Annotated in this window: 22 protein-coding genes and 1 tRNA gene; 15 read left to right on the top strand and 8 right to left on the bottom strand. The window is 47.9% G+C overall.

The features are described 5' to 3' along the window. Positions 1–166 precede the first annotated feature (166 nt). From KQY15_RS15010 to KQY15_RS14995, 4 genes are all read left to right on the top strand, one after another. Positions 167–679 (top strand): hypothetical protein, encoded by a 513-nt coding sequence (locus tag KQY15_RS15010; RefSeq protein ID WP_217670586.1) that lies wholly within the window; start codon positions 167–169, stop codon positions 677–679. Positions 680–682: 3 nt separating this feature from the next. Beyond that, positions 683–1129: a hypothetical protein gene (locus tag KQY15_RS15005; protein ID WP_217670584.1), complete on the top strand. Its 447-nt coding sequence runs from the start codon at positions 683–685 to the stop codon at positions 1127–1129. Between the two features lie 50 nt (positions 1130–1179). After that, positions 1180–1872, top strand: a complete 693-nt coding sequence (locus KQY15_RS15000; RefSeq protein WP_217670582.1) for an aspartate/glutamate racemase family protein — start codon at positions 1180–1182, stop codon at positions 1870–1872. A 572-nt stretch (positions 1873–2444) separates the two neighbouring features. Beyond that, complete coding sequence (locus tag KQY15_RS14995; protein ID WP_308160251.1) at positions 2445–3878, top strand: MFS transporter; 1434 nt, start codon at positions 2445–2447, stop codon at positions 3876–3878. Here the strand turns inward: KQY15_RS14995 and KQY15_RS14990 are convergent. Beyond that, a complete protein-coding gene (locus tag KQY15_RS14990; RefSeq protein ID WP_217670580.1) occupies positions 3875–4783 on the bottom strand; it encodes a LysR family transcriptional regulator in 909 nt (302 codons plus the stop codon). The genes KQY15_RS14995 and KQY15_RS14990 overlap by 4 nt on opposite strands. 190 nt (positions 4784–4973) lie before the next feature. Between KQY15_RS14990 and KQY15_RS14985 the strand changes: the two genes are divergently transcribed. Together KQY15_RS14985 and KQY15_RS14980 are read left to right on the top strand one after the other, a co-directional pair. Continuing rightward, entirely contained in the window at positions 4974–5417 is a 444-nt protein-coding gene (locus KQY15_RS14985; protein ID WP_217670578.1) for a DoxX family protein, read from the top strand. A gap of 182 nt (positions 5418–5599) precedes the next feature. Next, on the top strand, positions 5600–6289 hold the full coding sequence (locus tag KQY15_RS14980) for a pirin family protein (protein WP_217670575.1): 690 nt from the start codon (positions 5600–5602) through the stop codon (positions 6287–6289). Between the two features lie 62 nt (positions 6290–6351). Here KQY15_RS14980 and ubiK read toward each other — a convergent pair whose 3' ends face one another. Continuing rightward, entirely contained in the window at positions 6352–6639 is a 288-nt protein-coding gene (gene ubiK / locus KQY15_RS14975) for a ubiquinone biosynthesis accessory factor UbiK (RefSeq protein ID WP_217670573.1), read from the bottom strand. Positions 6640–6763: 124 nt separating this feature from the next. Between ubiK and rep the strand changes: the two genes are divergently transcribed. Then, positions 6764–8779 (top strand): DNA helicase Rep, encoded by a 2016-nt coding sequence (rep, locus tag KQY15_RS14970; protein ID WP_217670571.1) that lies wholly within the window; start codon positions 6764–6766, stop codon positions 8777–8779. 6 nt (positions 8780–8785) lie between these two features. Here the strand turns inward: rep and KQY15_RS14965 are convergent, their stop codons facing one another. Together KQY15_RS14965 and KQY15_RS14960 are read right to left on the bottom strand one after the other, a co-directional pair. Next, positions 8786–10639 (bottom strand): sensor domain-containing diguanylate cyclase, encoded by a 1854-nt coding sequence (locus KQY15_RS14965; RefSeq protein WP_217670569.1) that lies wholly within the window; start codon positions 10637–10639, stop codon positions 8786–8788. Between the two features lie 161 nt (positions 10640–10800). Then, positions 10801–11193, bottom strand: coding sequence for a c-type cytochrome (locus KQY15_RS14960; protein WP_217670567.1), 393 nt, complete (start codon positions 11191–11193; stop codon positions 10801–10803). A gap of 605 nt (positions 11194–11798) precedes the next feature. On the opposite strand from KQY15_RS14960, the gene polA reads away from it, so the two are divergent. Continuing rightward, positions 11799–14594, top strand: a complete 2796-nt coding sequence (polA, locus tag KQY15_RS14955; protein WP_217670565.1) for a DNA polymerase I — start codon at positions 11799–11801, stop codon at positions 14592–14594. Between the two features lie 450 nt (positions 14595–15044). Here polA and yihA read toward each other — a convergent pair whose 3' ends face one another. Next, positions 15045–15668, bottom strand: coding sequence for a ribosome biogenesis GTP-binding protein YihA/YsxC (yihA, locus tag KQY15_RS14950; RefSeq protein ID WP_217670563.1), 624 nt, complete (start codon positions 15666–15668; stop codon positions 15045–15047). Between the two features lie 182 nt (positions 15669–15850). Here yihA and KQY15_RS14945 point away from each other — a divergent pair, with 182 nt between their 5' ends. The 4 genes from KQY15_RS14945 to KQY15_RS14930 all read left to right on the top strand — a co-directional run bounded on the left by KQY15_RS14945 (position 15851) and on the right by KQY15_RS14930 (position 18825). Then, complete coding sequence (locus KQY15_RS14945) at positions 15851–16477, top strand: c-type cytochrome (RefSeq protein WP_217670561.1); 627 nt, start codon at positions 15851–15853, stop codon at positions 16475–16477. A 605-nt stretch (positions 16478–17082) separates the two neighbouring features. Continuing rightward, a complete protein-coding gene (locus KQY15_RS14940) occupies positions 17083–17745 on the top strand; it encodes a class I SAM-dependent methyltransferase (RefSeq protein ID WP_217670559.1) in 663 nt (220 codons plus the stop codon). A 31-nt stretch (positions 17746–17776) separates the two neighbouring features. Next, positions 17777–18334 carry a Der GTPase-activating protein YihI gene (gene yihI / locus KQY15_RS14935; protein WP_217670557.1) on the top strand — a complete coding sequence of 186 codons (558 nt, stop codon included), beginning with the start codon at positions 17777–17779 and terminating at the stop codon, positions 18332–18334. Then, positions 18334–18825 carry a DUF2489 domain-containing protein gene (locus KQY15_RS14930; RefSeq protein WP_217670555.1) on the top strand — a complete coding sequence of 164 codons (492 nt, stop codon included), beginning with the start codon at positions 18334–18336 and terminating at the stop codon, positions 18823–18825. Before yihI ends, KQY15_RS14930 begins: the two co-directional genes overlap by 1 nt. Before the next feature lie 52 nt (positions 18826–18877). Here the strand turns inward: KQY15_RS14930 and KQY15_RS14925 are convergent, their stop codons facing one another. The 3 genes from KQY15_RS14925 to KQY15_RS14915 form a co-directional block, all read right to left on the bottom strand. Further along, positions 18878–20161, bottom strand: a complete 1284-nt coding sequence (locus KQY15_RS14925; RefSeq protein WP_217670553.1) for a metal-dependent hydrolase family protein — start codon at positions 20159–20161, stop codon at positions 18878–18880. Between the two features lie 100 nt (positions 20162–20261). Beyond that, complete coding sequence (locus KQY15_RS14920) at positions 20262–20801, bottom strand: DUF1285 domain-containing protein (RefSeq protein ID WP_217670551.1); 540 nt, start codon at positions 20799–20801, stop codon at positions 20262–20264. A 120-nt stretch (positions 20802–20921) separates the two neighbouring features. After that, positions 20922–20997 (bottom strand) — tRNA-His (locus KQY15_RS14915). Positions 20998–21134: 137 nt separating this feature from the next. Between KQY15_RS14915 and KQY15_RS14910 the strand changes: the two genes are divergently transcribed. The 3 genes from KQY15_RS14910 to KQY15_RS14900 all read left to right on the top strand — a co-directional run bounded on the left by KQY15_RS14910 (position 21135) and on the right by KQY15_RS14900 (position 25183). Next, positions 21135–21968, top strand: a complete 834-nt coding sequence (locus tag KQY15_RS14910) for a mechanosensitive ion channel family protein (RefSeq protein ID WP_217670549.1) — start codon at positions 21135–21137, stop codon at positions 21966–21968. A 2-nt stretch (positions 21969–21970) separates the two neighbouring features. Beyond that, a complete protein-coding gene (locus tag KQY15_RS14905; protein ID WP_217670547.1) occupies positions 21971–22723 on the top strand; it encodes a DUF481 domain-containing protein in 753 nt (250 codons plus the stop codon). 153 nt (positions 22724–22876) lie between these two features. Beyond that, the gene (locus KQY15_RS14900; protein ID WP_217670545.1) at positions 22877–25183 is read left to right on the top strand and encodes a sensor domain-containing protein; all 2307 of its coding nucleotides are present in this window, start codon (positions 22877–22879) and stop codon (positions 25181–25183) included. Positions 25184–25185: the final 2 nt, after the last annotated feature.

Genomic DNA, 25185 nt, shown 5'->3' with positions numbered 1-25185 from the left:
TCAGGATATAAAATCATTTTTGCCAGTTTAAAGTTTGCATCTTAAGTCCACTCACTAAAAAGGCTCTCCGATCTTATCCGTAACAGAAAATAATCATGATGTGGCAAAAAAGTTGATCACCACAGATGTTTACGTTAATTTAACGGCAAATCAATGGAGATGAAACATGCAACACTACGACAAGGTTAAAAGCCGCTTACTCAATATACTGCGTCAACTCAATAAAAACTCAACTATTTCTGAAATGGAGCGAGTCGAAATTGCTACTTTCGCTGATTTCTTTTCAAGCAAAGCGTTAAGTTCTGGTGCTATTAATCAGATATTGCGCCAAAGACCAATAGCTATGATGTACCGCGATAATCTTATATATGACTTACGAACTCTGATGGTTGAAGGCGTACTGAAAGAAGTCCTGCAAACTGTTAGTGGCGTAGAGGGATTTGCTATTGATGGAGTTAGCCAAATTGCCGACAAAGGCGGCAGCCAAATGGGGCGGCACGGAACCCAACTTAAAAATCTGGGTGTGGCAGGTCAAATATTCTCTACTGGTAAATCGCTAAAAACTATGACTGACGTATTCACTCCCATTGAAGCCATTATGATGGATCAGCTAAGTTTTGATATGTGGCGGGTGAAACTAGAAGCTAAGATGGTTCAACGGATAAAAAGAGCAGGTTAATTTATGTTAAAGAAGATTTTGTTTCCTGTTTCGTTGGCACTGTCAGTATTTGCCTGTAACGGAGTGGAAATTGAAAAAAAGTTAGTTAATACCATCCTCCCTGCTGAAATTTGCACCGAAAGAGCTGCCTTTGATGGAGAAGCGACGGTTATTTTTTCTGAATGTGAACATTATGAGTTCATTAATCAGTATATCGTGGCAGATGCGATGAGTATGGCTGATTTCAGTGAGTTCGTTGCTAAATACAAGCTGGGAGCGGAATACGAAACCACGCTTGAGCAAGAGTTGTTACGCCACTTTGACGCAATGATTTCACCCTTCGATCCTGACACTAAAGTAAGCCAACACGATAATTTGATGTTATTTGAATCGAAAAGTCATCTCGCGATATTTCAACGTAATGAAAACCACTGGTTGCTTACCAAAGCGGTGTTACCGCAAGATAATTAATGACTGTTAAATAGCACAACGCTGGCTATTCTATTTTTAAGGCAACTACCATGAAAACAATTGGCTTGCTGGGTGGAATGAGTTGGCAATCGACCATTCCGTACTACCGAATAATAAATGAAACCGTGAAACAGCAACTCGGTGGCCTGCACTCGGCTAAAGTTATTCTGTACAGCGTTAATTTTGCCGAAATTGAGCAGATGCAACGAGCTGGCGACTGGCAGGCTGCCGGCCAGTTGCTGGCAGAGGCCGCCAAAAGCCTTGAAGCCGCCGGCGCCGACTTTATTGTGCTGTGTACCAACACCATGCATAAAGTGGCAGGGGCTATTGACGATGCGACAACACTGCCACTACTGCATATTGCCGATGCCACCGCCACAGCGGTAAAAGCTGCAGGCTATAAAACCGTGGGCCTGTTGGGCACAAAATTCACCATGGAACAGCCTTTTTACAAAGCACGATTAGCAGAACAGCATGGTTTGAACGTGCTGGTACCTGATGAGGCTGCGCGCCAGCAGGTGCACCAGATAATTTATAACGAGCTGTGTTTAGGCAAGGTGCTGCCAGAATCAAGAGAGCAGTATCGGCAAATCATCGCCCAACTTATTGCACGAGGTGCAGAAGCTATCATCCTCGGCTGCACTGAAATTTCCTTGCTGGTATCAACGCAGGATGCAATAGTGCCGCTGTTTGATACCACCAGCATTCACGCCATAAGTGCAGCTGAACTGGCATTGCGGTGAGTTAACCGATAAATGATACAACTGGCGGGTAGCTTAAAATGGCATTAGATTTTGGCGGTTAAGGCTTAGTCGTTTTTTTCAACGTTTGATGCCCGAATTCGCATGTCCGCCTTAAATAGTTAACGCCTTCAACATCTATCACGTCGTTAGTTACTAACGTACCTTTACACTGCTTTCTGGTTGCAGAATGGATATGTGGACATCTATTAGAATTGGAGGCCTGCCGCACTAACCTATATTGACGGACAGTGTACACGGCGCCAACAGTTGCCATTGCCAGGGCGCCCAAACTGACGGGGTCTACCACACAGACTCTGGCACCAGTTTGTTGACTAATCAGCATCACTCCCCGTTGTTCATTAGAGCGGGACCCTGAATTTTTATCTTGCACATTCTTTTTATGTGACAGTTTCATATTTGGCAACCGTGGCATGCTGATTTAGCGACTATAGAACTAATAGTAGTGTAATCCGGCAATGATACAACTGGTGAAACTACGCTGCTAAGGCTGTAGTGTTTGGCGATGGGTAACAGGTCATTCAGTTGTTTCATTGCAGCTATACCGGCATCCAGTGCCGGATGTTGCAGCTTGCCTGGCAGGCTATCAGACACTATGGTTAAGTTATTGTTTTGTCGATAGTGAGCGTGCTGTGTTTCTAAAAAAGGCGTTGTTACCCATTTCGTCATTGTTTATCTCTATTGCCTTTCTGGCTACAGGCTACGGCATGCTGATGACTTACATCGGCCTGTATTTAAAGCAGGCTGGCTTGTCAGAGCTGGTGATCGGTATTATAAACTCGGCATTTTTCCTGGGCGCTTTGCTGGCGGCGGTGTTCAGCCAGAAGTTAATTGTCTCGGTTGGTCATGCCCGCAGTTTTTCGGCATTTTCTGCGCTGATGGTCATGGCATTTCTCGGCCACACTTTACACTACAACCCCTGGCTGTGGGCCGGCCTGCGCCTGCTATCCGGCTTTGCCTTTTATGCGCTGTTAATTGTGCTTGAAAGCTGGCTGAATGAAAAAAGCAGTTCAGAGGACCGCGGCCGGGTGCTGGCGGTGTATACGGTGGTGTTTTTTCTGGCCACCGCTATTGGTCAGCTGATTTTAGGCATGGACGTAACATCGCATCTGGTGTTTGTGCTGGGCTCAGTGCTGGTTTTGGCCTCACTGTTTTTAGTAGCCATAACCCGGATTAGCCAACCGGTGTTGCCACCCTTTGAGCGTTACAGCTTGCCCAGGGTATTACATATTGCGCCATTAGCTCTGGTAGGCAGTGTTATTGGTGGCTTTTTCGTCGGCGGTTTTTACACCATGGTGCCGGTATTTGTGCTCAATACTTACGGCGAACAGTCGGTAGTGGCAAGCTTTATGGCCATTTCAATTTTAGGTGGCTTGCTGGCGCAATGGCCGGTCGGCACCTTGTCTGATCGTTATGGCCGGCGCAAATTACTGGCCTGGGCTGGCTTATTCAGCTTTGTTATTTGTTTGCTACTTGCATTATTTGCCAGCCAGACCTGGCTGTTTTATCTGCTGGGCTTTTTACTTGGTACCAGCTTATTCAGTATTTATCCGCTAAGTGTTGCCCGGGCTAACGACCGGTTAGATCACGGCAAAGATTTAGTAGAAATCAGCCGTAGTTTGCTGTTTGCCTACGGGATTGGCTCATTTTTAGCGCCATTAATCCTCGGGGCAGTATTGGGCGTATCGGGTGGCCTCTTTTTCACCGTGCTGGCTTTAGCGGCATTGCTTCTGGGCGGCTATGCCTTAACCGCAGAGCGGATTGCCAATGAGCAGTTAAGTGTATATGTAGCAGTACCGGCAGCGTCAGGTGCTTCCCTTGCTCAACTCGATCCGCGCCAGGATGACGAGTGGGTCGAAGATCATAAGCCAGCTTTTCCCACAGCGCCAGAGAGTGCGCCCCGCACTGAGCCTACCATGACAGATATCACTGAAACCAGGAGCGCTATGGACGATTCGGCTCAGCCACAACGCCAGAATAACAATTAATCTGGACTGAAAACCTGCTGCCATGGATAGCTGCAAAGCTGCTGACAAAACCAGCTAAGTGCATTGCCTTGCTGCTGCTTGTGCCAGGCCAGATATAACTTTGCGCTGTCGCGCGGAATGGTGTGTTGCTTGGCGATAAGCTCACCGCGCGCCAGTTGCTGTTGTACCAGGTGGCGCGGCAAAAAGCCGACCCCCAGGCCTTGTTGCTGGGCAGTAATTTTTTGCGCCAGATTAGCTACCACCACCTTCTGCCGGCTGTCGAACAACCCGCTGGACAGTTTCTGGCTGTCGATGGCGGAATCAGCGACGATGATTGCTGTTTCCTGTTGTACATCAGCCAGGGTAAGCACTTTATCCAGCTGGGCAAGTCGGTGATGCGGCGCCACAGCAAATACAAATTCCACTTCGCCCATTAGTTGCAAATGGTAGGCCCCGCTATGCTGGGTAGCCGGCACACCAATCGCAATGTCGGCCCGGCCGGTGTTTAACGCCTCCCAGCCTCCGGCCATCACCTCCTGCCGCAGTGCCACCTGCGTTAACTTGCCCTGCTGCAAAAACTGGCTAACCAGGGCAAATATAGGCTCTGCCGGCACCACACTGTCCAGAGCAAGAATAAGCTCTGCCTCCCAGCCGCTGTCCAGTTGCTGTACGGCTTTTTGCAACTGATCAGCAGCTTTAAGTAATTCGCGACCCTGTTGCAGCAGCAACTGGCCGGCCGGGGTTAAGCGGGCTTTTTGCTTACTGCGGTCAAATAAATTCACCCCCAGGTTTTGCTCGAGCTGGGCCATGGTGTAACTGAGTGCCGAGGGTACTTTGTAAAGCGCCTCAGCCGCTGCGGCAAAACTGCCTTTTCGATCAATGGCGTCGAGTGCCCGCAGGGCATCTAAATTAATCAGTTGCTGCATACTGTGCTCTGTTTGGTTCACCAGAAATTATTAGCTTACGCCATTATTCAATTTATTTGAATTAACAATACAAAAAGCTCCGCTTTTTATATTGGCACTTCAGGGCTATCTTAAGCTTATCGATAGAATGTTTGCTATCGAGCAAGCAAACCAACTTTGATTAACCATTAAATAATTTGAAAGGTGACTTATGAAAACATTAATTAATAAACTAACTTCTACTGATGCGGGCTGGTCGGCGCTGGCCTTACGGGTGCCGGTCGGCATTATTTTTGCGGCGCATGGTGCCCAGAAACTATTTGGCTGGTTTGGTGGCTACGGCCTTGAAGGCACAGCCGGCTGGATGGACAGCATAGGCTTAAGCCCGGGCATGCTGATGGCATTGTTAGCCGGTGCGGCTGAGTTTTTTGGCGGCCTGGCGTTAATTATTGGCTTGTTAACCCGGCCGGCCGCAGCAGCCTTGTCAGTAGCCATGCTGGTCGCCATTTTTGCGGTACATTTTGAAAATGGTTTGTTTATGGCGAATAACGGTTACGAGTTTGGTTTGGCGCTGTTAGCAGCCAGTGTTTCGCTGTTGTTTAGCGGAGCAGGTAATCTGTCGGCAGATAAACTACTGTCCAGCAAACTAAAATAGCTGATTGCTTTTTATCCCGGCATACAAGGCAGCCGACACACTGACTTCACCGGCTTCAAGGATCACATCCATGTGCCCCTTCAGCCTGCGCAGCATCCCTGCTGCTGTTACGTCAGTATGCCGGCTACCTTGCATTTACACCGCAATAAGTAGCTGCATTGTTTAGTAATAAGGAGAACCAGATGATTACCCTACGCAAGGCTGAAGAGCGCGGCAAAGCTGAATTTGGCTGGTTGAAAAGCCGTCACAGCTTTTCTTTTGGCAGTTATTATGACCCGGCACATATGGGTTTTTCTGCGCTAAGAGTTATTAACGATGACTGGGTGGCCCCCGGCGCTGGCTTTGATACCCACGGCCACCGCGATATGGAAATTATTACCCTGGTGCTGCAAGGTGCTATCGTTCATAAAGATTCCGCCGGCAACGAAAAAATCCTGCCGGCTGGTGAGTTTCAGCTAATGAGCGCCGGCAGCGGTGTGTATCACTCTGAATATAACGCCAGCCAGACAGAAGATCTGCGTTTTCTGCAAATCTGGATCATGCCAGACAGGCAGGGTGGCGCACCGGGCTATCAGCAAAAGCATTTCGCTAGTGAGCCCGGTTTAACCCTAATAGCCTCACCGGATGGGCGAGAAGGCAGCTTAGTACTGAAACAGCAAGCGCATTTACTGCGGTTAAGCCTCAGTGCTGACGAGCAACTTAACTACCCGGCAGCAGGGCGCAAACTTTATCTGCATTTAATCAGCGGCAAATTAACTGTCGATAATTATACTGTTAATCCTGGCGATGGCCTGATGGTCAGTGGTCAATCCGCCCTGCAGTTATTGGCTACAGCAGATAGTGAGGCTCTGTTATTTAACTTGCCAATCTGATTAATAACGCGGCTAACTTATTGCCCGGCATTATGGCAACCCACATTGCCGGGTATCCTTCATTACTGCTGATCGGCTGTCGGCAGATCAGTTTGTGAGTCAGTCGTAACGTTTTTAGCCAAGAGCGCAGCAACCTGCTGTTCCAGTTGCTCAACTTTTTCGCGGGTCCGTAATAAAACCTGGCGCTGCACATCAAACTCTTCCCGGCTGACAAAATCCAGGTTAGCCAGCTTTTGCTGCAATACCTGCTTTACTTTGGCCTCAGTATCATCAGCAAACTGCTTTATTTGCGGTGGCAGGGCATTGCCAATTTGTTTGGCGATATCTTCAATTTTCTTTGGATCTAACATAATCGTCTCCTGGTCCCCGGTTCTACGTAATCATACAGCTATTCTACGGAGATAAATTCAGAACGCGAATGCTATTTACCGCTAAATTTGGTTACAATGCCGGCCCCGGAATAAGGTATAGGTTATGCAGTTAAATTCGCAACAAAATGCCGCAGTAACGTATATTGCCGGCCCCTGTCTGGTGCTGGCCGGCGCGGGCAGTGGTAAAACCCGGGTTATTATCAATAAAATTGCCTACTTAATTCAGCAGTGTCAGCTACCTGCCCGTCATATCGCCGCTGTTACCTTTACCAACAAAGCCGCGCGGGAAATGCGTGAGCGTATTCAGGCGCAGCTGCCGAAAACTGCCACCCGCGGCCTGACAATTTCTACTTTTCACACCCTTGGCCTGGAAATTATTAAGAAAGAGTACCGGCATATTGGCTACAAGCCCAGCTTCAGCCTGTTTGACGATCAGGACAGTATGGCGCTGTTAAAAGAGCTGACCGCCAATGAGTTTCAGGGCGACAAAGACTTATTAAAAGCCCTGCAAAATAAGATATCAGGCTGGAAAAATGATTTAACTTTGCCGGCGCTGGCTATTCAGCGGGCAAGCGATCCGCAAAGCATTAATTTTGCCAATTATTATCAGCAGTACAGCGATCAGTTAAAAGCCTATAACGCGCTGGATTTTGACGATTTAATCCTGATCCCAACCTTGTTGTTCCAGCACAACAATGAGGTGCGGCAAAAATGGCAGCAGAAAATTCAGTATTTACTGGTCGATGAATATCAGGATACCAATACCAGCCAGTATGAACTGGTTAAGGCACTGGTGGGTGAGCGGCAGCGTTTTACCGTGGTCGGCGACGATGATCAGTCAATTTACTCGTGGCGCGGAGCGCGCCCGCAAAATCTGGTGCTGCTGAAAACCGACTTTCCAAATTTAAATGTGATTAAGCTGGAGCAGAATTACCGCTCGGCAGAGCGGATTTTAAAAGCAGCCAATATTCTGATTGCCAACAACCCGCATGAATTTGAGAAAAAGCTGTTCAGCCAGAACACCTATGGCGTGCCACTCAGAGTGCTGCCCTGCAAGCATGAAGAAGACGAAGCCGAAAAAGTGGTAGCGGAAATAATTTCACATCGCTTTATCAACCGCAGCGAATATCGTGATTACGCCTTGCTGTATCGCGGTAATCATCAGGCACGGGTATTTGAAAAGGCACTGATGACCAACCGCATTCCGTACAAAATATCCGGTGGCACCTCGTTTTTTGCCCGCAGCGAAATTAAAGATGTCATGGCTTACTTGCGGTTACTGGTTAACCAGGATGATGACAACGCGTTGCTGCGGATTATTAATGTGCCACGGCGGGAAATAGGTGCTGCAACCTTGCAGCAGGTTGGCAATCTGGCCAACAGTAAAAATATCAGTTTGTTTGAAGCCTGCTGTGATATTGAATTATCCATGCACTTATCAGCCCGGGCCCAGCAAGCGGTGCAGCAATTTGCCAACTGGATTAATCAGGTAGCCGATAACGCCAAACGGGCCGATCCGGCTGAAGCAGTGCGCGATTTAATCCGGCAGAGCCACTATGAAGCCTGGTTGTTTGAAACCAGTAACAGCCCGAAAGCCGCAGAAATGGCCCTGAAAAACGTTAACGAACTGTACCGCTGGATCAGCACTATGCTGGAAGGTGATGACGAACATGAAGCCATGACCTTGCCAGAGGTGGTAACCCGGTTAACCCTGCGCGATATGATGGAGCGGCAGCAACAGGAAGATAATGCCGATCAGGTGCAGCTGTTAACCCTGCATGCCTCGAAAGGCCTAGAGTTTCCGTATGTGTTTATGGTGGGCATGGAAGAAGGTTTATTACCGCATCAAAGCAGTATCGATGAAGATAACGTCGAAGAAGAACGGCGGCTGGCCTATGTTGGGGTAACCCGGGCCCAGCGTGAACTGATTTTCACTTATGCGCGGGAGCGGCGGCAATATGGTGAGGTAATCAGGCCGGAACCCAGTCGTTTCTTACATGAATTACCACAGGACGATCTGGAGTGGCAACAGGCGGCACCACCGAAAACTGAGCAGCAACGTCAGCAAACCGGTCAGGCCCACCTGGAGCGGCTGCGCCAGATGCTGAAAAAAGACTGACAAACCTTACTCGGCGCCGAGCGCCCGCAGCATCTGGTCGCGCATTTTGTCCTGGAAGATGGCATAACGACCACGCCCCAGCGCCTTGGCATGGTACATAGCAGCATCGGCATCCCGCAACAATTGCTCGCCATTACTGTAATCGGCTTGCATTAAAGCAATACCAATGCTGACACCGGAATTTACCTGTTGCCCTTCAAGGTAATAAGGCTCACGTACCTTTTCAATAATCCGCTGAGCCACATCTTCTGCGTCGTGCTCACCCTGCAGGTTCTGCAGCAGTACTACAAATTCATCGCCGCCAAGCCGGGCAGCTAAGTCGTGCTCCCGTACCGCACTTAAGATCCGTTTGCTGGTTTCAATCAGAAATGCATCGCCAATATGATGACCCAGCGTATCGTTAATCAGTTTAAAGCGGTCTAAATCCAGAAACAGCAAGGCCATACCAACATCTGGCTGACGTTTGTAAATAGCAAACTGGCGTTTCAGCTGCTCCAGAAACATCTGCCTGTTGGCCAGGCCGGTTAATAAATCATGGTTTGCTTCGTAAAATAGCTTTTGTTCGGCTTTTTTTCGTTCTTCTACCTGTAACCGCAGGAATAAGTTGGTCTGACGCAGCTCGCGGGTGCTTTCAAACACTTTACGTTCCAGTTCTTCCTGATGCTGCTTTTGCTTCTCTGCCGCCAGCTTACGCTGGATAGCGACTCCAATATGCTGGGAAACAAAACGTAATATACTCAGTTCCTGCTCGGTGTATTCGTAGGCATTATCATATGATTGCACCGCAATGACGCCGATCACCCGCTGGTCTATCAGCAACGGCGCGCCCAGCCAGCATGAAGACAATCGCGCGCGTTGCAGCGGGTCAGCCATACCTCGGCGGATTTCACCCTCTGCTGCCAGTTGCTCGGCAGCATCGGTGTTAATTAACCGCGCTTCAGCGCAACGAATTACGTACTCAGTAAAGCCACGACTGATAGGCCGCTCCCGCGCAGGTGGTGAATACTGGTCCAGATAAAATGGAAACGTCAGCTTGGTCTGATCGCTATTAAGCAGCGCGATATAACAGTTATCGGCAGACATCAGGCCCGACAGCACCTTGTGCACCGCTTTATAAAAGCTTTGCATATCACGGCTACTAGCGGTCAGCTCAGATATTTCATACAAGGCAGCCTGTAGCCGCTCGGCATTGGTACGCTCTTTAATCTCTTTTTGTAACGATTGATTAATTAGTTGCAGCTGCTGGGTACGCTCCTGCACCGTCAGTTCAAGTAACTCACGGCTTTTGACCCGGTCCAGTGCAGTAACAGTATGGCCACCAATACTGAGGAACATTGCCAGCTCTTCATCGCCATAGCGATAATCGCTGTCGTAAGTCTGAATAGCCATCACGCCAATTAACTGGGAATCCCGCCACAGCGGTATGCCCATCCAATGGGTACATTCTGAACCCTGCGCCTGAATGTCCCCCCTGGCAATCATGGCATTAAACTGCTCTTTGTCACAAAGCAATGGCTTACCCGTCTTCGTTACATAGCCGGTAAGACCGCTGGAAAATGCCGTCGACGGTACTTGTTTAATAAGTTGCTGATCTTTCTCATCTGAAAAATATTGCAGCTGGTACTGCTCTGTACTGGCGTCGTATAACACTACATAAAAATTTTCAGCATGCAGTAACTCTGACACCATCTTGTGGATAGCCGGGTAAAACTCCCGCATATCACTGATGGTGCTGGCCAGTTCAGACAACTTTAGTAAGGCGCCCTGAATGGTATACGCCTGCCGGTAACGACCGATCAGGGTGGTAAGCCGGCGTGCTTTGGCTTTAAACAGTTGGAGTTGTGATCCGTTTAGCTTCAACTTAAATGTGCTCTGCTTATGCTGGCGTTAGAATAATCTTTATTATGCACAAAGTTTCGCCACATGGAAGGGAATGCCGTTAAACAAGCTATTTTTAGTGCCTTTTATAAAAACAAAAGCCGTGTAAAACACGGCTTTTGTATAACTAATATTAGTATTCGCTACACGCCATCAATCATAAACCGGATAGCAGCAGCAATTTCATCTTCACTACAAGTAGCGCAGGTACCCATTGCCGGCATATTATTAAAGCCTTCAATAGAGTGTTTCAGCATCACGTCAAAGCCCTGAGCAATTCGTGGTTTCCAGCTTTCTGCACCGGGCTTCGGTGCATCCAGTGCGCCCGTGCCATGACAAGCAATACAGGCGCCCTGATAAACCTGCTCGCCAGAACGAGGACCAGACGCCTCGGCAGCAACCTCAGCTTGCTGGCCAGCAATGTATATCTGCCCTACCGGCGCTATGCGCTTAGCTAATTCTTCGTTGTTGTCTGTACTGGCTGTAGCGCCAACCGCAAGCAGTAACGACGCCAGCGCAAAAGTTAGTTTTTTCATCAAAAGTTTCCCGTAGCTATAGGCAATATGACATTGCTGGCATTATAGCCTGCAAGCTGACGCAATTAAAAGACTGTAATACCAAACTGAACTGCTGTTTTATTCACCAACTCTGTTAGCGGTATTGTACGGTCACAAAATTCAGCGCGAACAATAGCAAGTTTTATACTTAACCAGCTGCCAAGCCTTACCTTGACTGCTTTATGCTTTTAGCTTCTTTAACAAGCCACTTTTAATAGCAAAATTATTTAAAACAACTACTATGCTTCAGTCCGGTTTGTGGTAGTCTAATCGACCTACTCAGTCAGGGAATGATCAGGTATCGCAACATTCCCAGACCCTGTAGAAAGTTTTTCCACAAAACGGATGTAAAAATAATAATAACAAGGGCGTTCACGATTTCCCCTCGTTTACATTAAAAATCATGAAGTTAGCTAAGTGGCCCACCCATCATTTCTTTAAATGCGTGGTAGTTAACTATTAGTTTTACACAAAGTTATCCACAGCTTATCCGTTTCACAGCTACACTTTAGCCGTGTTGCAATTGTGGCTGTCATCCGACGGCTGTGGCATGCTATAGCAAATTCCTGCAGGACAGCTTAGCCATGGTCTATATCCCTAAAAACCCTTTGATATTAGTAGATGGTTCTTCTTACCTATTTCGTGCTTATCATTCGCCACCACATTTAACCAACTCACGGGGAGAAGCCACCGGTGCGATTTACGGGGTAATCAACATGCTGAAAAGCCTGTTACGTCAGTACAACCCCAGCCACATGGCAGTGGTATTTGATGCCAAGGGGCCGACCTTTCGCAACGACATGTACGCCGAATATAAAGCACACCGTCCGCCGATGCCGGATGATTTACGTAGCCAGATTGAACCTATTCATCAGATAGTGCGGGCAATGGGTTTGCCACTGCTATGTATAACAGGAGTGGAAGCCGATGATGTCATTGGCACCCTGGCCCGACAGGCCAGTAATGCCGGACGGCATACCCTGATTTCGACCGGCGATAAAGATATGGCCCAGCTGGTTGATGACCACGTTACCCTGATAAACACCATGACCAATACCCTGCTTGATCCCGAATCGGTGGTGGCTAAATTCGGGGTAGGGCCAGCGGCAATCATTGATTATCTGGCACTGATGGGTGATAAAGTCGACAATATTCCGGGCTTGCCTGGGGTGGGCGATAAAACGGCTGCAGCCCTGCTACAGGGGCTGGGCTCAATTGAAAACATTTATCAGAATCTGGATAAAGTGGCTGAGCTCAGTTTTCGCGGTGCCAAAACCATGGCAGCTAAACTCACTGAACATAAAGCACAACTGGATTTGTCATATCAGCTGGCAACCATTAAAACCGATGTAGAACTGGACTGTCAGCTCGATGAGCTGGCGATAAAGCCAGCAGACCGCCAGCAACTGGCTGAGTTATACCGTCACTGTGAGTTCAAACGCTGGCTGGCAGAGATTCTGCAGGATAAAGCACCAGAGCAACAGAACTCTGACAGTCCATCTCAGACAGCGGTTCAAAGCGCAGCCTCTGAATCAGCGGGTGCTGTCACTGTGCCACCGACTTTGGATCGCAGCCAGTATCAGACCATTCTGAGCCAGCAGGAATTCGAAAGCTTACTGAATGCGATAAACAGTGCCAGCTTAACGGCATTTGATACCGAAACAACCAGTCTGGATTATATGCAGGCAGAACTGGTTGGTATGTCATTCGCAGTCGCGCCGGGCAAAGCCTGGTATTTACCGTTAGCCCACGATTATGTTGGTGCGCCAGAGCAATTGAACCGTGATAAAGTGCTGGCAACGCTGAAACCCTGGTTGCAGGACAGCAGCAAAGCGAAAGTTGGCCAGAATCTGAAATACGACAGCAGCGTTCTGGCCCGCTACGACATAAAACTGCAAGGCATCCAATTCGACACTATGCTGGAATCCTATGTCTTTAATTCTGTTGCCAGCCGCCATGATATGGACAGCCTGGCCCTGAAATATCTGGGCCACAACAACATCAGTTTTGAAGAAATCGCCGGTAAAGGTGCCAAACAACTCAGCTTTAATCAGATAGCGCTGGAGCAGGCTGCGCCGTATGCGGCGGAAGATGCCGATGTTACTTTCCAGCTGCACCAGACACTATGGCCAAAAATAGCGGCTGAGCCCGGGCTGGCCAGAGTACTTCACGAGATTGAAGTGCCGTTGCTTTCGGTATTAAGCAAAATTGAACGAAATGGGGTACTAATCGACAGCAATATACTTGGGCAGCAGAGTCAGCGGCTGGCAAAGCGGATTGATGAACTGGCTGAACAGGCTTATCAGCAGGCAGGCCAGACGTTTAATATGGCTTCACCCAAGCAGTTACAGGAGATTCTGTTTAACCAGATGGGCCTGCCCGTTCTGAAGAAAACGCCAGGCGGCACCCCATCTACAGCTGAAGAAGTGCTGGCCGAACTGGCACTGGAGTACGACTTCCCGAAACTTATTACTGAGCATCGCGGTTTAAGCAAATTAAAATCGACCTATACCGATAAACTACCGAAAGTAATTAACCCGGTTACCGGCCGGGTACATACCTCTTATCATCAGGCGATTGCTGCAACCGGCCGACTCAGCTCAACTGAGCCAAATCTGCAAAATATACCGATTCGCAGTGAGGAAGGCCGGCGCATTCGCCAGGCTTTTATCGCGCCTGAAGGCAAAAAAATTCTGGCCATCGACTATTCACAAATTGAATTAAGGATAATGGCGCATTTATCCGGTGATAAAGCGCTACTCGATGCTTTTGCCAAAGGTTTAGATGTGCACAAAGCCACGGCCGCTGAAGTGTTTGGCGTTGATCTCAGTGACGTCAGCAGCGAGCAACGGCGCCAGGCGAAAGCAGTGAATTTTGGTCTGATTTATGGCATGTCAGCCTTTGGCCTTGCCAAACAACTGGGCATCAGCCGCAGCGATGCCCAAAGTTACGTTAACCGTTACTTTGAGCGCTTTCCAGGCGTGCTGCGTTATATGGAAGATACCCGCAAACAGGCTCATGAACTGGGCTATGTCGAAACCCTGTTCGGTCGCCGGTTGTATTTGCCGGATATTAACGCCCGTAATATGGGCCGGCAAAAAGCCGCTGAACGTGCAGCAATTAACGCGCCGATGCAGGGAACTGCGGCAGACATTATCAAAATGGCGATGATCAAAGTAGACGACTGGCTGAGCAGTCAGCAAAACGATGACGTTAAAATGATCATGCAAGTACACGATGAACTGGTTTTTGAACTTCCCACCGCTGAGTTAACTGCAGTGCAAACTAAGTTGGTCAGCATTATGGAAAACGCTGCTAAATTAGCGGTGCCGCTGCTGGCTGAAGCAGGCAGCGGCGATAACTGGGATCAGGCACACTAACGGGTTTAACCGGCCAGCTAGCATGGTAATTAAATTACATTAATTCACTTTCAAAAGAGTTTTTTGATTTTTTTTGTAGTTTTATTACATAAAAAACTTGCAATTGTAAGCTAACTGGTTAAAATTTGTCGGGTAGGGTACAGAGGTAAGATGTTCTATCTTTCAGCGCCACGCCAATCAGGCAGGCAATAGAAAGTAGGCTTATTTAGCCGCCCCGCTGCATTGCAGCGGGGCGTTTTTTTATCTGTAGCTGCCAGCACACCACATCTTTTCTTGTTAAAAATGAAATTAAGCAATATTTTTTAGAGTAAATACTTCAAACAGGTGAGATTTGTTGTATAATGACGCTGTCTTAGCGATAAGACACCCTGTTGATTTAAATTATTAGCTTCTCCCCGATTGCTATAACCGACACTTTGCAGTGTCGGTTTTTTTTTACCGTCGTTTAATTTACCCCTGCTCTGCCGGATTGCCGCTGAACCAATTATCCAATGTTTGTTCAAATTCAGTCATGCCTATTTTTGTTAATGAACTGAACATATGTACCGTCACATCCCCCATAAATGCCAGGGCAGCCTCGCGTACTTCCAGCAATATTTTTTTGCGGGCACCAGGGCCAAGCTTGTCGGCTTTGGTCAGCAGAATCAGAACCGATAACTCACTCTGAACTGCCCAGTGCACCAACTGCTGATCTAAATCTTTCAGCGGATGACGGATATCCATCAGCACCACCAGTCCCTGCAAACTCTGACGTTGCTCAAGATATTGCGACAACGATTTCTGCCATTTCTCTTTTACTGCCAGTGGCACTTTAGCAAAGCCATAACCGGGCAAATCAATCAGTCTTTTGTCTTCGGCGAAAACAAAAGTGTTAATAAGCTGAGTACGACCTGGTGTTTTACTGGTACGGGCTAAACTATTTTGCCGGGTCAGCGTATTTAAAGCACTGGATTTACCGGCATTAGACCGGCCGGCAAAAGCAACTTCAATACCGGTATCGGCCGGCAGCGCCTTAATATCCGGTGCGCTGGTTAAAAAAGTAGCTTGTTGATAATTGAATTTTGCTTTGTACACTGCCTGCTCCGGCGGTTAAATTTGGGCTATTGTAACGGATCTGGCTGATCGGAAGAAGCTTTTGCATCGCAGATGGGATTTTACTTTGGTCAGTTTCGTGTCAAAATGGCAGCACTATTTCTTATAAACACACTTGGTTGCCAGTTTGCTGGCGGTTTTATGCGGACAGAGACGGATATAAAATGAAAAAACTCGTACTTCCACTGACGCTGTTAATCAGTTTAATCGGTACAGCTCATGCCATCGATGGTGATGCTGAAGCAGGCAAAGCGAAATCGACCACCTGTGTAGCCTGTCACGGTACTGACGGCAACAGCATGGTAGATATTTATCCTAAAATCGCCGGCCAGCATGCAGAGTACCTGTACAAACAGTTGACTGACTATAAGCTGGGTATGACAACAGGCGGTAAAGAAGGGCGAAACAACCCAATAATGTTTGGCATGGTTGCCAGCCTGAGTGATCAGGACATGAAAGATTTAGCCGCCTATTTTGCCTCTCAAACGATGAAAAGCGGCACGACACCGGAAGATGTGATTGCCCGTGGTCAGCAGTTATATCGTGGTGGTGATGAAGCCCGCGGTATAGCAGCATGTATTGCCTGCCATGGTCCACGCGGTGTTGGTACCAGTCTGGCGGGTTTTCCTAAAATATCCAGCCAGCATGCCTCTTATCTGAAAGCAACCTTGCTTGAGTTCCGGTCCGGTACCCGTGCCAACGATATGAACGGCATGATGGGTGACATCGCCAGAAAATTAACCGATGAAGACATCGAAGTGCTATCCCAGTATTTAGGCGGCTTGCACTAAATTTACATCTGCTGATGGGGTTCAGGCCCCGTCAGCCATTCCCTTTTGTAAGACATTTCTGACAACGCTGTAAGCAATCTGACCATTTCTAAAAAAAATTGAACTTTTCTTAATTCCCCCATAAAAACTAACTAGCTGATTTATAACAACTTACTGAATAGACAGTTAATAAAATTGCATTTTTTTTCAGCAGAGACTTGTCATCTGCTCAGATCAGAGTAAATTAAAGCCAGTTACGTTTAGTAACATATAACAACAGGGAACTGCGCAAGCGGCAAGGAAGTAAGTGCCGGTATCGGTACATTATATTTGGCATCAGGAAGGTGCATAGCGTTGCAAAACGCCCACGGATGAGTAATAAAGCACCAGGATGGTCGTGAAGAAGAAAATTTTATACATGGAAGATAAGTAACAATATAAGGAACTTGTACTAACAGGGTCGTTGTAAACGCATCAGGATGATTTAGCGAAATTGAGAGAAGTGTCCACCTAGACACAAGTATACGGGGCGATAAGGCTATCTTATCGCCCTTTTGTTTTTTACAACCTGTTCTTACAATATCGTGTTTCCAAGACCGGCTGTTTTATTGAGGTTAATTAAAGCAATGCCTGCCAATACTCACTGCCCGCTTTGCCGGGAAGCTGCTCCGGCGCTTTATCATCAGGATAAACAGCGTTGTTACTTCAGATGTCATGCTTGCGCTCTGGTATTTGCCGATCGCACTAAACTGCTAAGCAGTCAGGCCGAATACAACCAGTACCTGCTGCATAATAATGATTTGCAAGATGACGGTTACCGCCAATTCCTTAGCCGACTGAGCGAGCCATTACTTACCCGCTTAACCAGCGCGGGTACCTCTACTGGCCATAGCGGTCTCGACTTTGGTTGCGGACCTGGCCCGTTACTGGCGAAAATGCTGACCGAAGCAGGCCAGCACATGCAGATATGGGATCCGTACTTTGCTGATAATCCTGCGGCATTGCAGCAACAATATGACTTTATCTGTTGCAGTGAAGCCATTGAGCATTTTGTTAATCCACAGTATGAATGGCAACTCTGGCTAAGGTTGCTAAGACCAGCAGGTTTACTGGCAATTATGACCAAACGTTATACTGACTTAACCGCCTTTAGCCACTGGCATTACAAAAACGATCCGACCCATGTCAGTTTTTTTCATCAGGAAACGTTCCGCTGGCTGGCAGCTCAGTACAAAATGTCTGTCGACTTTGTGACGAATGATGTGGTGATCCTGCAGAAAACTGGTTAAAATATGCGCCCTTTTTTACAGGTATCCTGTTATGACGCGTCAAAAGAAAAGTCGTAGTGCCGGCAACAATGGACAACGCCATATGCCCGCAACAGAAGCTCGCAAACTACGCCAGCCCAAAGAAGAAACCAAGAAAAAAGGCGCGGGCAAAAAATCCGGTAGCCGCAACGCTATTGTTGAGCATAAGGCTGAACAGCAAGCGGGACATAGCGGTCCGAAAGATCCCCGCACTGGCAGCAAAAAGCCAATAGCGCTGGTCGCTGAGCCGCCGGTAGCACCACAGATTAAACCGGATCTGCTACCTAAAGCCAGATTAACGAAAGCGACGGTACCAGGGTTATCTGCCGCTGAAGAACTAGCCATGATTGAAAACGACGCCCAGTTACAACAATTGCTGGAGCGGGTTGAAAATAACGAAGTGCTGACCGGTAAAGAGGCGAAATATTTCAACACCAAAACCGCCAGGCTTGAGCAATTATTGGAACAACTTGGCCTGGCCGGACAAGCTGATTCTGCCGAAGATGACGATCCGCTAGCCCAGTTCGAGCGTACTGACTGGCGTAAGTCTATTTTAGGTGATGAAGATTAATGCAAAGCGTTTGGTTAACAGCTCTGGTTGTATTAGCTCTGATAATTATTGCTGGCCTGGCATTCTACGCCGGTAAACTGTTATGGTTAGTGCAGCAACAGAACAGGCAACAAGCAGAGCTGGCGCAAAAACAGCAGCATCAGCAATTACAAAACCAATATTATGTTGAGCAGAGTATTTATACCATCTGTAAGGCAGTGGATGCAGGTCAGTGTGAATTGTCTGAAGGCGCGCTGCGGGTTTGGGTGTTACTAAACCGGTTACCGGAACAGCAGCAGGGGCCGCTGGCTACAGATTACCCGGGGATATTTCAGATGTATCAGGTGGTGAAAGACATGCCAACCCATCAGGCCAGAAAGCAGCAAAGTAAGCAGGAAACAGCAGCACAGGATAAACAACGCCTGCAAACTGAACAAGCCTTATCAGCGCAGATACTGGCCGACACAAGCAAGCTGATTCAACGCTTTAAGCCAGCTGCACCAACTGCATAAGTCAGCTGACTTACCCCGGTTCCTGCGCCTGTATAGCGAAGTTTTGCCGGTATTACTGCTTGTACACTTTACCGGCTTTCATAACAAAGCTAACGTCTCCCATCAGCTTTATATCCTGTATCGGGTCGCCTGGTATCGCAATAATGTCAGCAAATTTGCCCGCACTTATGCTACCAAGCTCTGTTTCCAGACCCAGTAATTTAGCGCCCTCGATAGTTGCCGACTGAATGGCAGCCATCGCCGGCATACCCGCTTCGGTCATATATACAAATTCCCGCCAGTTCTCACCATGAGGAAATACGCCGGCATCAGTGCCAAAGGCAATTTTTACTCCGGCTTTGTAGGCTTCGCCGAAAGTTTGCTGAATTAGCTTACCAATACTGGCTGCTTTGGGCCGCACCAGCTCCGGGAAAAACCCATTGACCGCTGCTTTTTCCGCGGCCCACTTACCTGCACTAATGGTCGGCACATAGTAAGTGCCATATTTACGCATCAGGGCAAAGGTCTCTTTATCCATAAAGGTGCCATGCTCAATGGAATGAACCCCAGCCTTGATGGCTCTCTCCATGCCTTCCTTGCCATGAGCATGTACCGCAACTTTCATCTCATAATCTTTTGCTGTTTCGACTATCGCTGCAAACTCAGCATCAGTAAACTGCGGATTTGTTCCGCTTTTGGCAACGCTTAGCACGCCGCCGGTACCGGTAAGTTTAATCAGATCCGCCCCTTCTTTGTATCGCTGACGCACTGCTTTGCGGGCATCGTCAGGGCCATTAATGACCCCCTCTTTCGGGCCAGGGTCACCCATTTGATTAAAAGCCACACCATTGGTCGGATCGGCATGACCACCGGTAGTGGCAATAGACTTACCTGCAGCATATATTCTCGGTCCATCAACATAGCCCTGGCCGATAGCTTTTCGCAACGCCACACTGATATGGTAGCTGTCACCCAGTTCACGCACAGTGGTAAAACCCGCCATTAAGGTTTTTTCAGCAAATACTGCTCCACGAAGTGCGAAGTCAGCTTCATTTAGCCGTTGCCCTTCACTGTAAACTGTAGGGCTGAACTGAGTGTAAAAGTGAGTATGCATGTCCATTAAGCCCGGCAGCACAGTATGTTGTGTCAGATCAATCAGGGTATCGTCCACTGCCGGCTGGCGATAACCCGCCTCAACAGCAGTAATTTTATCACCGTCGATAATAATGGTTTGCTCAGTTAATACTTTTCCGCTTTCTACATTGATCAGCTTGCCGGCATGAACCAGGGTTGCGGCACTCAGCGCCGTACTGCCTAAACAACATGCCACGCTTATGGTTAATAATGCTATGCGCATAATAGATTTCCTAGTGAGAATGATTCAATGTGCCCTCGCCGACAGCAGCTTAGCAATGCCTCTGCGGTACAGCCCCTGTTTTGTCAGTTAAAATGCAAAGTCAGCTCAGCACGCCAAGGGTAAAAGGATAGCCTGCACTTTTCAGCTGATAATGACGCTCGCCAGCACAGTAAACTTCGGTGCACTGCTCAATCAGCTGATAATAGGTATTGCGATTTAACCGCGCTGACAAGCCCCGCCATAATTGCAAATAAGGTAAGCGTTGTTGTGCAAACGACTTTAAGCGCAGCGGATAGCTGGGCGTGACACTCACTGCATCGCCAATATTAGTAGTAAGAGTAAGCAGGGGGCCGTTTGCGGTGTCTTGCCACTGACTATCAACCACCAGAAAAGGTGCGTCTTCTACCTGGATCCGCACTTTCTCTGCTGGTGTTTGCAGATAATATTGTTGTTGCTGGCAAATAAGCACTGAAGCAAACAGTTTTACCATGGCGGGCCGGCGTATTTCGCTGCCCTGGTACAGCCAGCAACCGTCGGCGGTAATTAACAGCGGTAAGTCACCACAAAACTTCGGCTGCCAAGTTTCTACCGGAGCAAGGTCTGGACATTGTAGTTGCTGTTGCAGGGAAGTTAGATCCATATTTGGTACAAATATAAGTTGAAAATGATCTTAACAATAGAGGGCGGACTTATAAGGGTCAAGCATCTGGCCGCTGTAGCCGAATCGAGGGAATTTGTCGGTAGTATCAGAATTAAAGAGTGGGGTGACTGATGGGGCTCGAACCCACGACAACCGGAATCACAATCCGGGGCTCTACCAACTGAGCTACAGTCACCGCAGTACAGGTTGCTTATTTTAGCCAAATTTAGCTGTGCAACCAAGTTTTTTTAGCTTTTTGCCGGCCCGACATACCATCACCGGCCCAAAATTGCTAAACTGGCATCGATATTACGTTTTAAAAAGGAATGGGCAATGGAAGAGATAACGACGTTTTACAATGAAAATCATGAACTTATGCTGACCTACCTGCTGCAACTGGTTGCTGCTATTGTTATTTTCTATGTTGGCCGGATTGTCGCCAAAGGACTCTCCCGTCTACTGGAGCGCGGTCTGCTTGCCCGCTCAGTTGATAAAGCGGTGGTTGCGTTTCTGGTTAGTATTGTTTATGCCATGATTCTTATTGCCACTATTCTGATGGCGTTATCGCAACTTGGAGTACAAACCACCGCCTTCGTTGCTATTCTGGGTGCGGCCGGTCTGGCCATTGGTCTGGCGTTACAGGGGTCGTTGGCAAACTTTGCTTCCGGCATTCTGATTATTTTGTTCCGGCCATTTAAAGCCGGCGACTTTATTGATGGCGGTGGTGTCAGCGGCACGGTTGAAAAAATTGAAATTTTCCAGACTCAGATGAAAACACCCGATAACAAGCGGGTTATTGTGCCAAATGCCCAGATCACCAGCAATCCCATCACCAACTACTCTGCAGAGCCCATACGGCGTGTTGATTTAGTCATAGGTATCAGTTACGACTCTGACTTGCTTCTTGCAAAGCAATTGCTGGAAGAAATACTAAGCAACGATGAGCGGGTACTGGCCGACCCGGCATTCAGTATTAAGGTTGGCGCGCTGGCTGATTCATCAGTCAATCTGAATGTGCGGCCCTGGGTAAACTCAGCCGACTACTGGGGTGTTTACTGGGATACGCTGGAAAAAGTTAAACTGACCTTTGATGAGAAAGGCATTGGTATACCGTTCCCGCAAATGGATGTGCATTTATTTAAAGAACAAACTGATACTAAGGAGTAAGCATGAAGCTTTTCACTGTTATGGCGTTGGGCAGCCTTGCTGTCAGCAGCGCCCTCAGTGCGCAGGAAACCGGCGCTGACGAGACAAAGGTATGGCAAACCTCAGCTGAGCTGGGTGCGATCACGACCTCTGGCAATACCGTAGGCACATCTGTAACAGGCAAAATTGATGCCCGCCAGGAACTGGAGTCATGGAGTAATCAGTATATTGTCAGCGCTTTTTTTAAAGAAGATGAAAAAACCGATGCCGATGGCAACACCGTAACGGAACGGTCTGCTGAGCGCTATCTTATTTCCGCAAAAGGTGCATATAAACTGGATACCGAACACGATAATTTATTTATTATCGGCTCCCATACCAGCGATAAATTTGGTGCATTTGAAAAATATAATACTGTGGCAGTAGGTTATGGTACCCGGCTTTATGACGCTGAAACACAGCATCTGGACGCTGAAATTGGTCCGGGTTATTTCAGCGGCACCCGGGCAACCGGTGAATCTGAAAGCGGTTTTATTGTCCGTGGCGCAGCCTCATATAACTGGCAAATAAGTGAGTCAGCGGCGTTTAGTCAGACATTGAGCGTTGAATACGGTGAGGATAATACCCGTACCATTGCTGAAACGGCCCTGACAGCAAAAATTAATGGCGCCATGCAGATGAAAGCCGCTTTTTTGGTCCAGAACGATTCTGACGTTCAACCAGATAAAGAAAACACCGACACTCAAACCTCTCTTACGCTGGTCTACTCTTTTTAACTGACTTATGCCTTAGCCGGCTTTATCGGCTAAGGCATTCTTATTTAATAAGAATCCCTCTAAATAAGTTTTTTAATTTCTTTTTTTAAACTATGCTTAATTTCCTGACTTCCTGTTAACGGCACCACGCCATTTGTGCCAGAGATGTAAACAATGAAACAAAACCGCTCTGCCAGAATGCTACGCTTGTACCCGATTATGGGTGTACTGATGTATCTTCTGCTTGGCGTTATGTGGATTTTATTCAGCGACCAGTTATTGTTAATCCTGACAGACAACGCTGAGCAGTTTGCCCGCTATCAGACTTATAAAGGATTGTTTTATGTCGGCTTAACCGGTTTGCTAGCCTGGCTGTTGTTACGCCAGCATCAGCGGTTAACTGCCTCATTACAGGCAAGTGAACAAGCATTCAGCCAGACGTTTGAACAGGCAGCGGCTGGCATTGCCCACGCTGGGACGGACGGCCAGTTGTTAAGAGTAAATCAGCATTTTGCTGCCATGCTGGGCTACAGCCCCACTGAAATGCTGGGGATGTCATTCCAGCAGATAACTCACCCGGAAGATTTAGATCAGGACCAGCATCAGTTTAATCAGTTATCCCGGAACATCACCAGCAGCTATACCATGGAAAAACGCTACTTCAATAAAGCGGGCCACAGCATTTGGGTAAAGATGGCGGTTTCCAAAGCGCATGATATACGTGACGAATCGCCCTATTTTATTGCCGTGGTGCAGGATATTTCAGCCCAGAAAATAGCCGAGCAACAACTACTGGAAAGTGAGCTGCGTTTTCGAACCCTGCTGGATAACGCGCCGCAAATTTCAGTGCAGGGCTATGATGAGTCGGGTACCACCATTTACTGGAACCGCGCCAGTGAGCTGATTTATGGTTATACAAAAGAAGAGGCACTTGGTCGCAGCTTGCTGGAATTAATTATTCCGGAGGAGGCGCACCCTGAAGTTCGTCAGGCCATCACCTACATGGCTGAAAATGCCGAACCTATTCCAGCAGAAGAATTGACACTAAAACGTAAAGATGGCTCACTGATTTCAGTATTTTCTAACCATGCCGTGGTAAAGCTGCCTGACAAACCACCACAAATTTTCTGTATTGATATTGATTTGACCGAACGTAAACGTCAGGCCAAAGAGCTGGCCTTCCTGGCCGAGTTCGACCCGTTAACTCAGTTACCCAACCGGCAGCATTTTAGCAACCGGTTAACCAGTGCCGTTAAACTGGCCAAACGTAATCAGCAATTTCTGGCAGTGATGATCCTGGATTTAGATCACTTTAAAGATATTAACGACAGTTTCGGTCATCATACCGGCGACAGTTTGTTACTGCAGGTTACGGAGCGGCTGAATTTGTGTTGCCGGGAAACCGATACCCTGGCCCGGCTGGGCGGCGACGAATTCGTGTTTCTGGTAGAGCAACTGGCGCAACCGGAAGATGCCGCCAGAGTGGCTGACAAAATTCTGAAACAGCTGAATGCGCCCTTTACCCTGGGCCAGCAGACAGATGTTAATGTGGCCGCCTCAGTCGGCATCTGTATTTATCCAATACACGCCGACAGCGCTGAAGCCTTGTTACAGGGTGCTGACGCGGCATTGTACCGGGCCAAAGCTGATGGTCGTAATACTTACAGCTTTTATTCAGATAGCCTGACATTACAGGCACGGGAACGACTGGTACTGGAGCAGCGCTTACGTAATGCAATGAAGCAGAACCACCTGACCTGCTATTACCAGCCACAACTGGATATTAACAGCGGCCGGATTATTGGTGCTGAAGTACTATTACGCTGGATAGACCCAAGCGAAGGAATAATAAGCCCGGATACCTTTATTCCGCTTGCAGAAGCCAGCGGCCTTATTCACCCGATTGGTAATTTAGTGTTGCAACAGGCCTGTCGGCAGGGTAAGGCCTGGCAGTTGGAGGGCCTGGCAAATATTAACTTAGCTATCAACGTTTCAGCCCAGCAATTTAATAAAGGCGACTTAGAACAAAAAATAAACGCCATATTGCAGGAAACAGGATTTGATCCGGCTTGTCTGGAGTTGGAAGTGACGGAAAATGCTTTAATGGGTGACGAAGATGTTGTGATCAAAACCATGCTGGCCTTGCGAGCGTTGGGTATTAAGCTTGCTATTGATGATTTTGGCACTGGCTATTCTTCTTTAGCTTACTTAAAACGGCTGCCGTTGGACGTACTAAAAATCGATCGACGCTTTGTTGAAAACCTGCCACGAGCTGAGGATGACCAGAGTATTGCAAAAGCCATTATTGATCTGGCACACAATCTGCGGTTTAAGGTACTGGCCGAGGGCGTAGAAACATCAGAACAGCTGGCTTTTTTACGCCAGCAACGTTGTGACTATTATCAGGGGTATTATTTCAGTAAAGCGGTGCCGGCCGCTGAATTTGCAGCCTTGCTTAAAAAGCAACGTACTTCAGCCTGAAA

Origin of the sequence: Arsukibacterium indicum (assembly GCF_019100565.1) — a bacterium.
In the GTDB taxonomy this organism is placed as follows: Bacteria; Pseudomonadota; Gammaproteobacteria; order Enterobacterales; family Alteromonadaceae; genus Alishewanella; species Alishewanella indicum.
This window is presented reverse-complemented; position numbering and strand designations above follow the sequence as displayed.

What these genes read in the sequence shown, in the direction of transcription:
- KQY15_RS15010 (WP_217670586.1), top strand. Translation starts at nt 167, where the DNA reads ATGCAACACTACGACAAGGTTAAAAGCCGCTTACTCAATATACTGCGT.
- KQY15_RS15005 (WP_217670584.1), top strand. Translation starts at nt 683, where the DNA reads ATGTTAAAGAAGATTTTGTTTCCTGTTTCGTTGGCACTGTCAGTATTT.
- KQY15_RS15000 (WP_217670582.1), top strand. Translation starts at nt 1,180, where the DNA reads ATGAAAACAATTGGCTTGCTGGGTGGAATGAGTTGGCAATCGACCATT.
- KQY15_RS14990 (WP_217670580.1), bottom strand. Translation starts at nt 4,783, where the DNA reads ATGCAGCAACTGATTAATTTAGATGCCCTGCGGGCACTCGACGCCATT.
- KQY15_RS14985 (WP_217670578.1), top strand. Translation starts at nt 4,974, where the DNA reads ATGAAAACATTAATTAATAAACTAACTTCTACTGATGCGGGCTGGTCG.
- KQY15_RS14980 (WP_217670575.1), top strand. Translation starts at nt 5,600, where the DNA reads ATGATTACCCTACGCAAGGCTGAAGAGCGCGGCAAAGCTGAATTTGGC.
- ubiK (WP_217670573.1), bottom strand. Translation starts at nt 6,639, where the DNA reads ATGTTAGATCCAAAGAAAATTGAAGATATCGCCAAACAAATTGGCAAT.
- rep (WP_217670571.1), top strand. Translation starts at nt 6,764, where the DNA reads ATGCAGTTAAATTCGCAACAAAATGCCGCAGTAACGTATATTGCCGGC.
- KQY15_RS14960 (WP_217670567.1), bottom strand. Translation starts at nt 11,193, where the DNA reads ATGAAAAAACTAACTTTTGCGCTGGCGTCGTTACTGCTTGCGGTTGGC.
- polA (WP_217670565.1), top strand. Translation starts at nt 11,799, where the DNA reads ATGGTCTATATCCCTAAAAACCCTTTGATATTAGTAGATGGTTCTTCT.
- KQY15_RS14945 (WP_217670561.1), top strand. Translation starts at nt 15,851, where the DNA reads ATGAAAAAACTCGTACTTCCACTGACGCTGTTAATCAGTTTAATCGGT.
- KQY15_RS14940 (WP_217670559.1), top strand. Translation starts at nt 17,083, where the DNA reads ATGCCTGCCAATACTCACTGCCCGCTTTGCCGGGAAGCTGCTCCGGCG.
- yihI (WP_217670557.1), top strand. Translation starts at nt 17,777, where the DNA reads ATGACGCGTCAAAAGAAAAGTCGTAGTGCCGGCAACAATGGACAACGC.
- KQY15_RS14930 (WP_217670555.1), top strand. Translation starts at nt 18,334, where the DNA reads ATGCAAAGCGTTTGGTTAACAGCTCTGGTTGTATTAGCTCTGATAATT.
- KQY15_RS14925 (WP_217670553.1), bottom strand. Translation starts at nt 20,161, where the DNA reads ATGCGCATAGCATTATTAACCATAAGCGTGGCATGTTGTTTAGGCAGT.
- KQY15_RS14920 (WP_217670551.1), bottom strand. Translation starts at nt 20,801, where the DNA reads ATGGATCTAACTTCCCTGCAACAGCAACTACAATGTCCAGACCTTGCT.
- KQY15_RS14910 (WP_217670549.1), top strand. Translation starts at nt 21,135, where the DNA reads ATGGAAGAGATAACGACGTTTTACAATGAAAATCATGAACTTATGCTG.
- KQY15_RS14905 (WP_217670547.1), top strand. Translation starts at nt 21,971, where the DNA reads ATGAAGCTTTTCACTGTTATGGCGTTGGGCAGCCTTGCTGTCAGCAGC.
- KQY15_RS14900 (WP_217670545.1), top strand. Translation starts at nt 22,877, where the DNA reads ATGAAACAAAACCGCTCTGCCAGAATGCTACGCTTGTACCCGATTATG.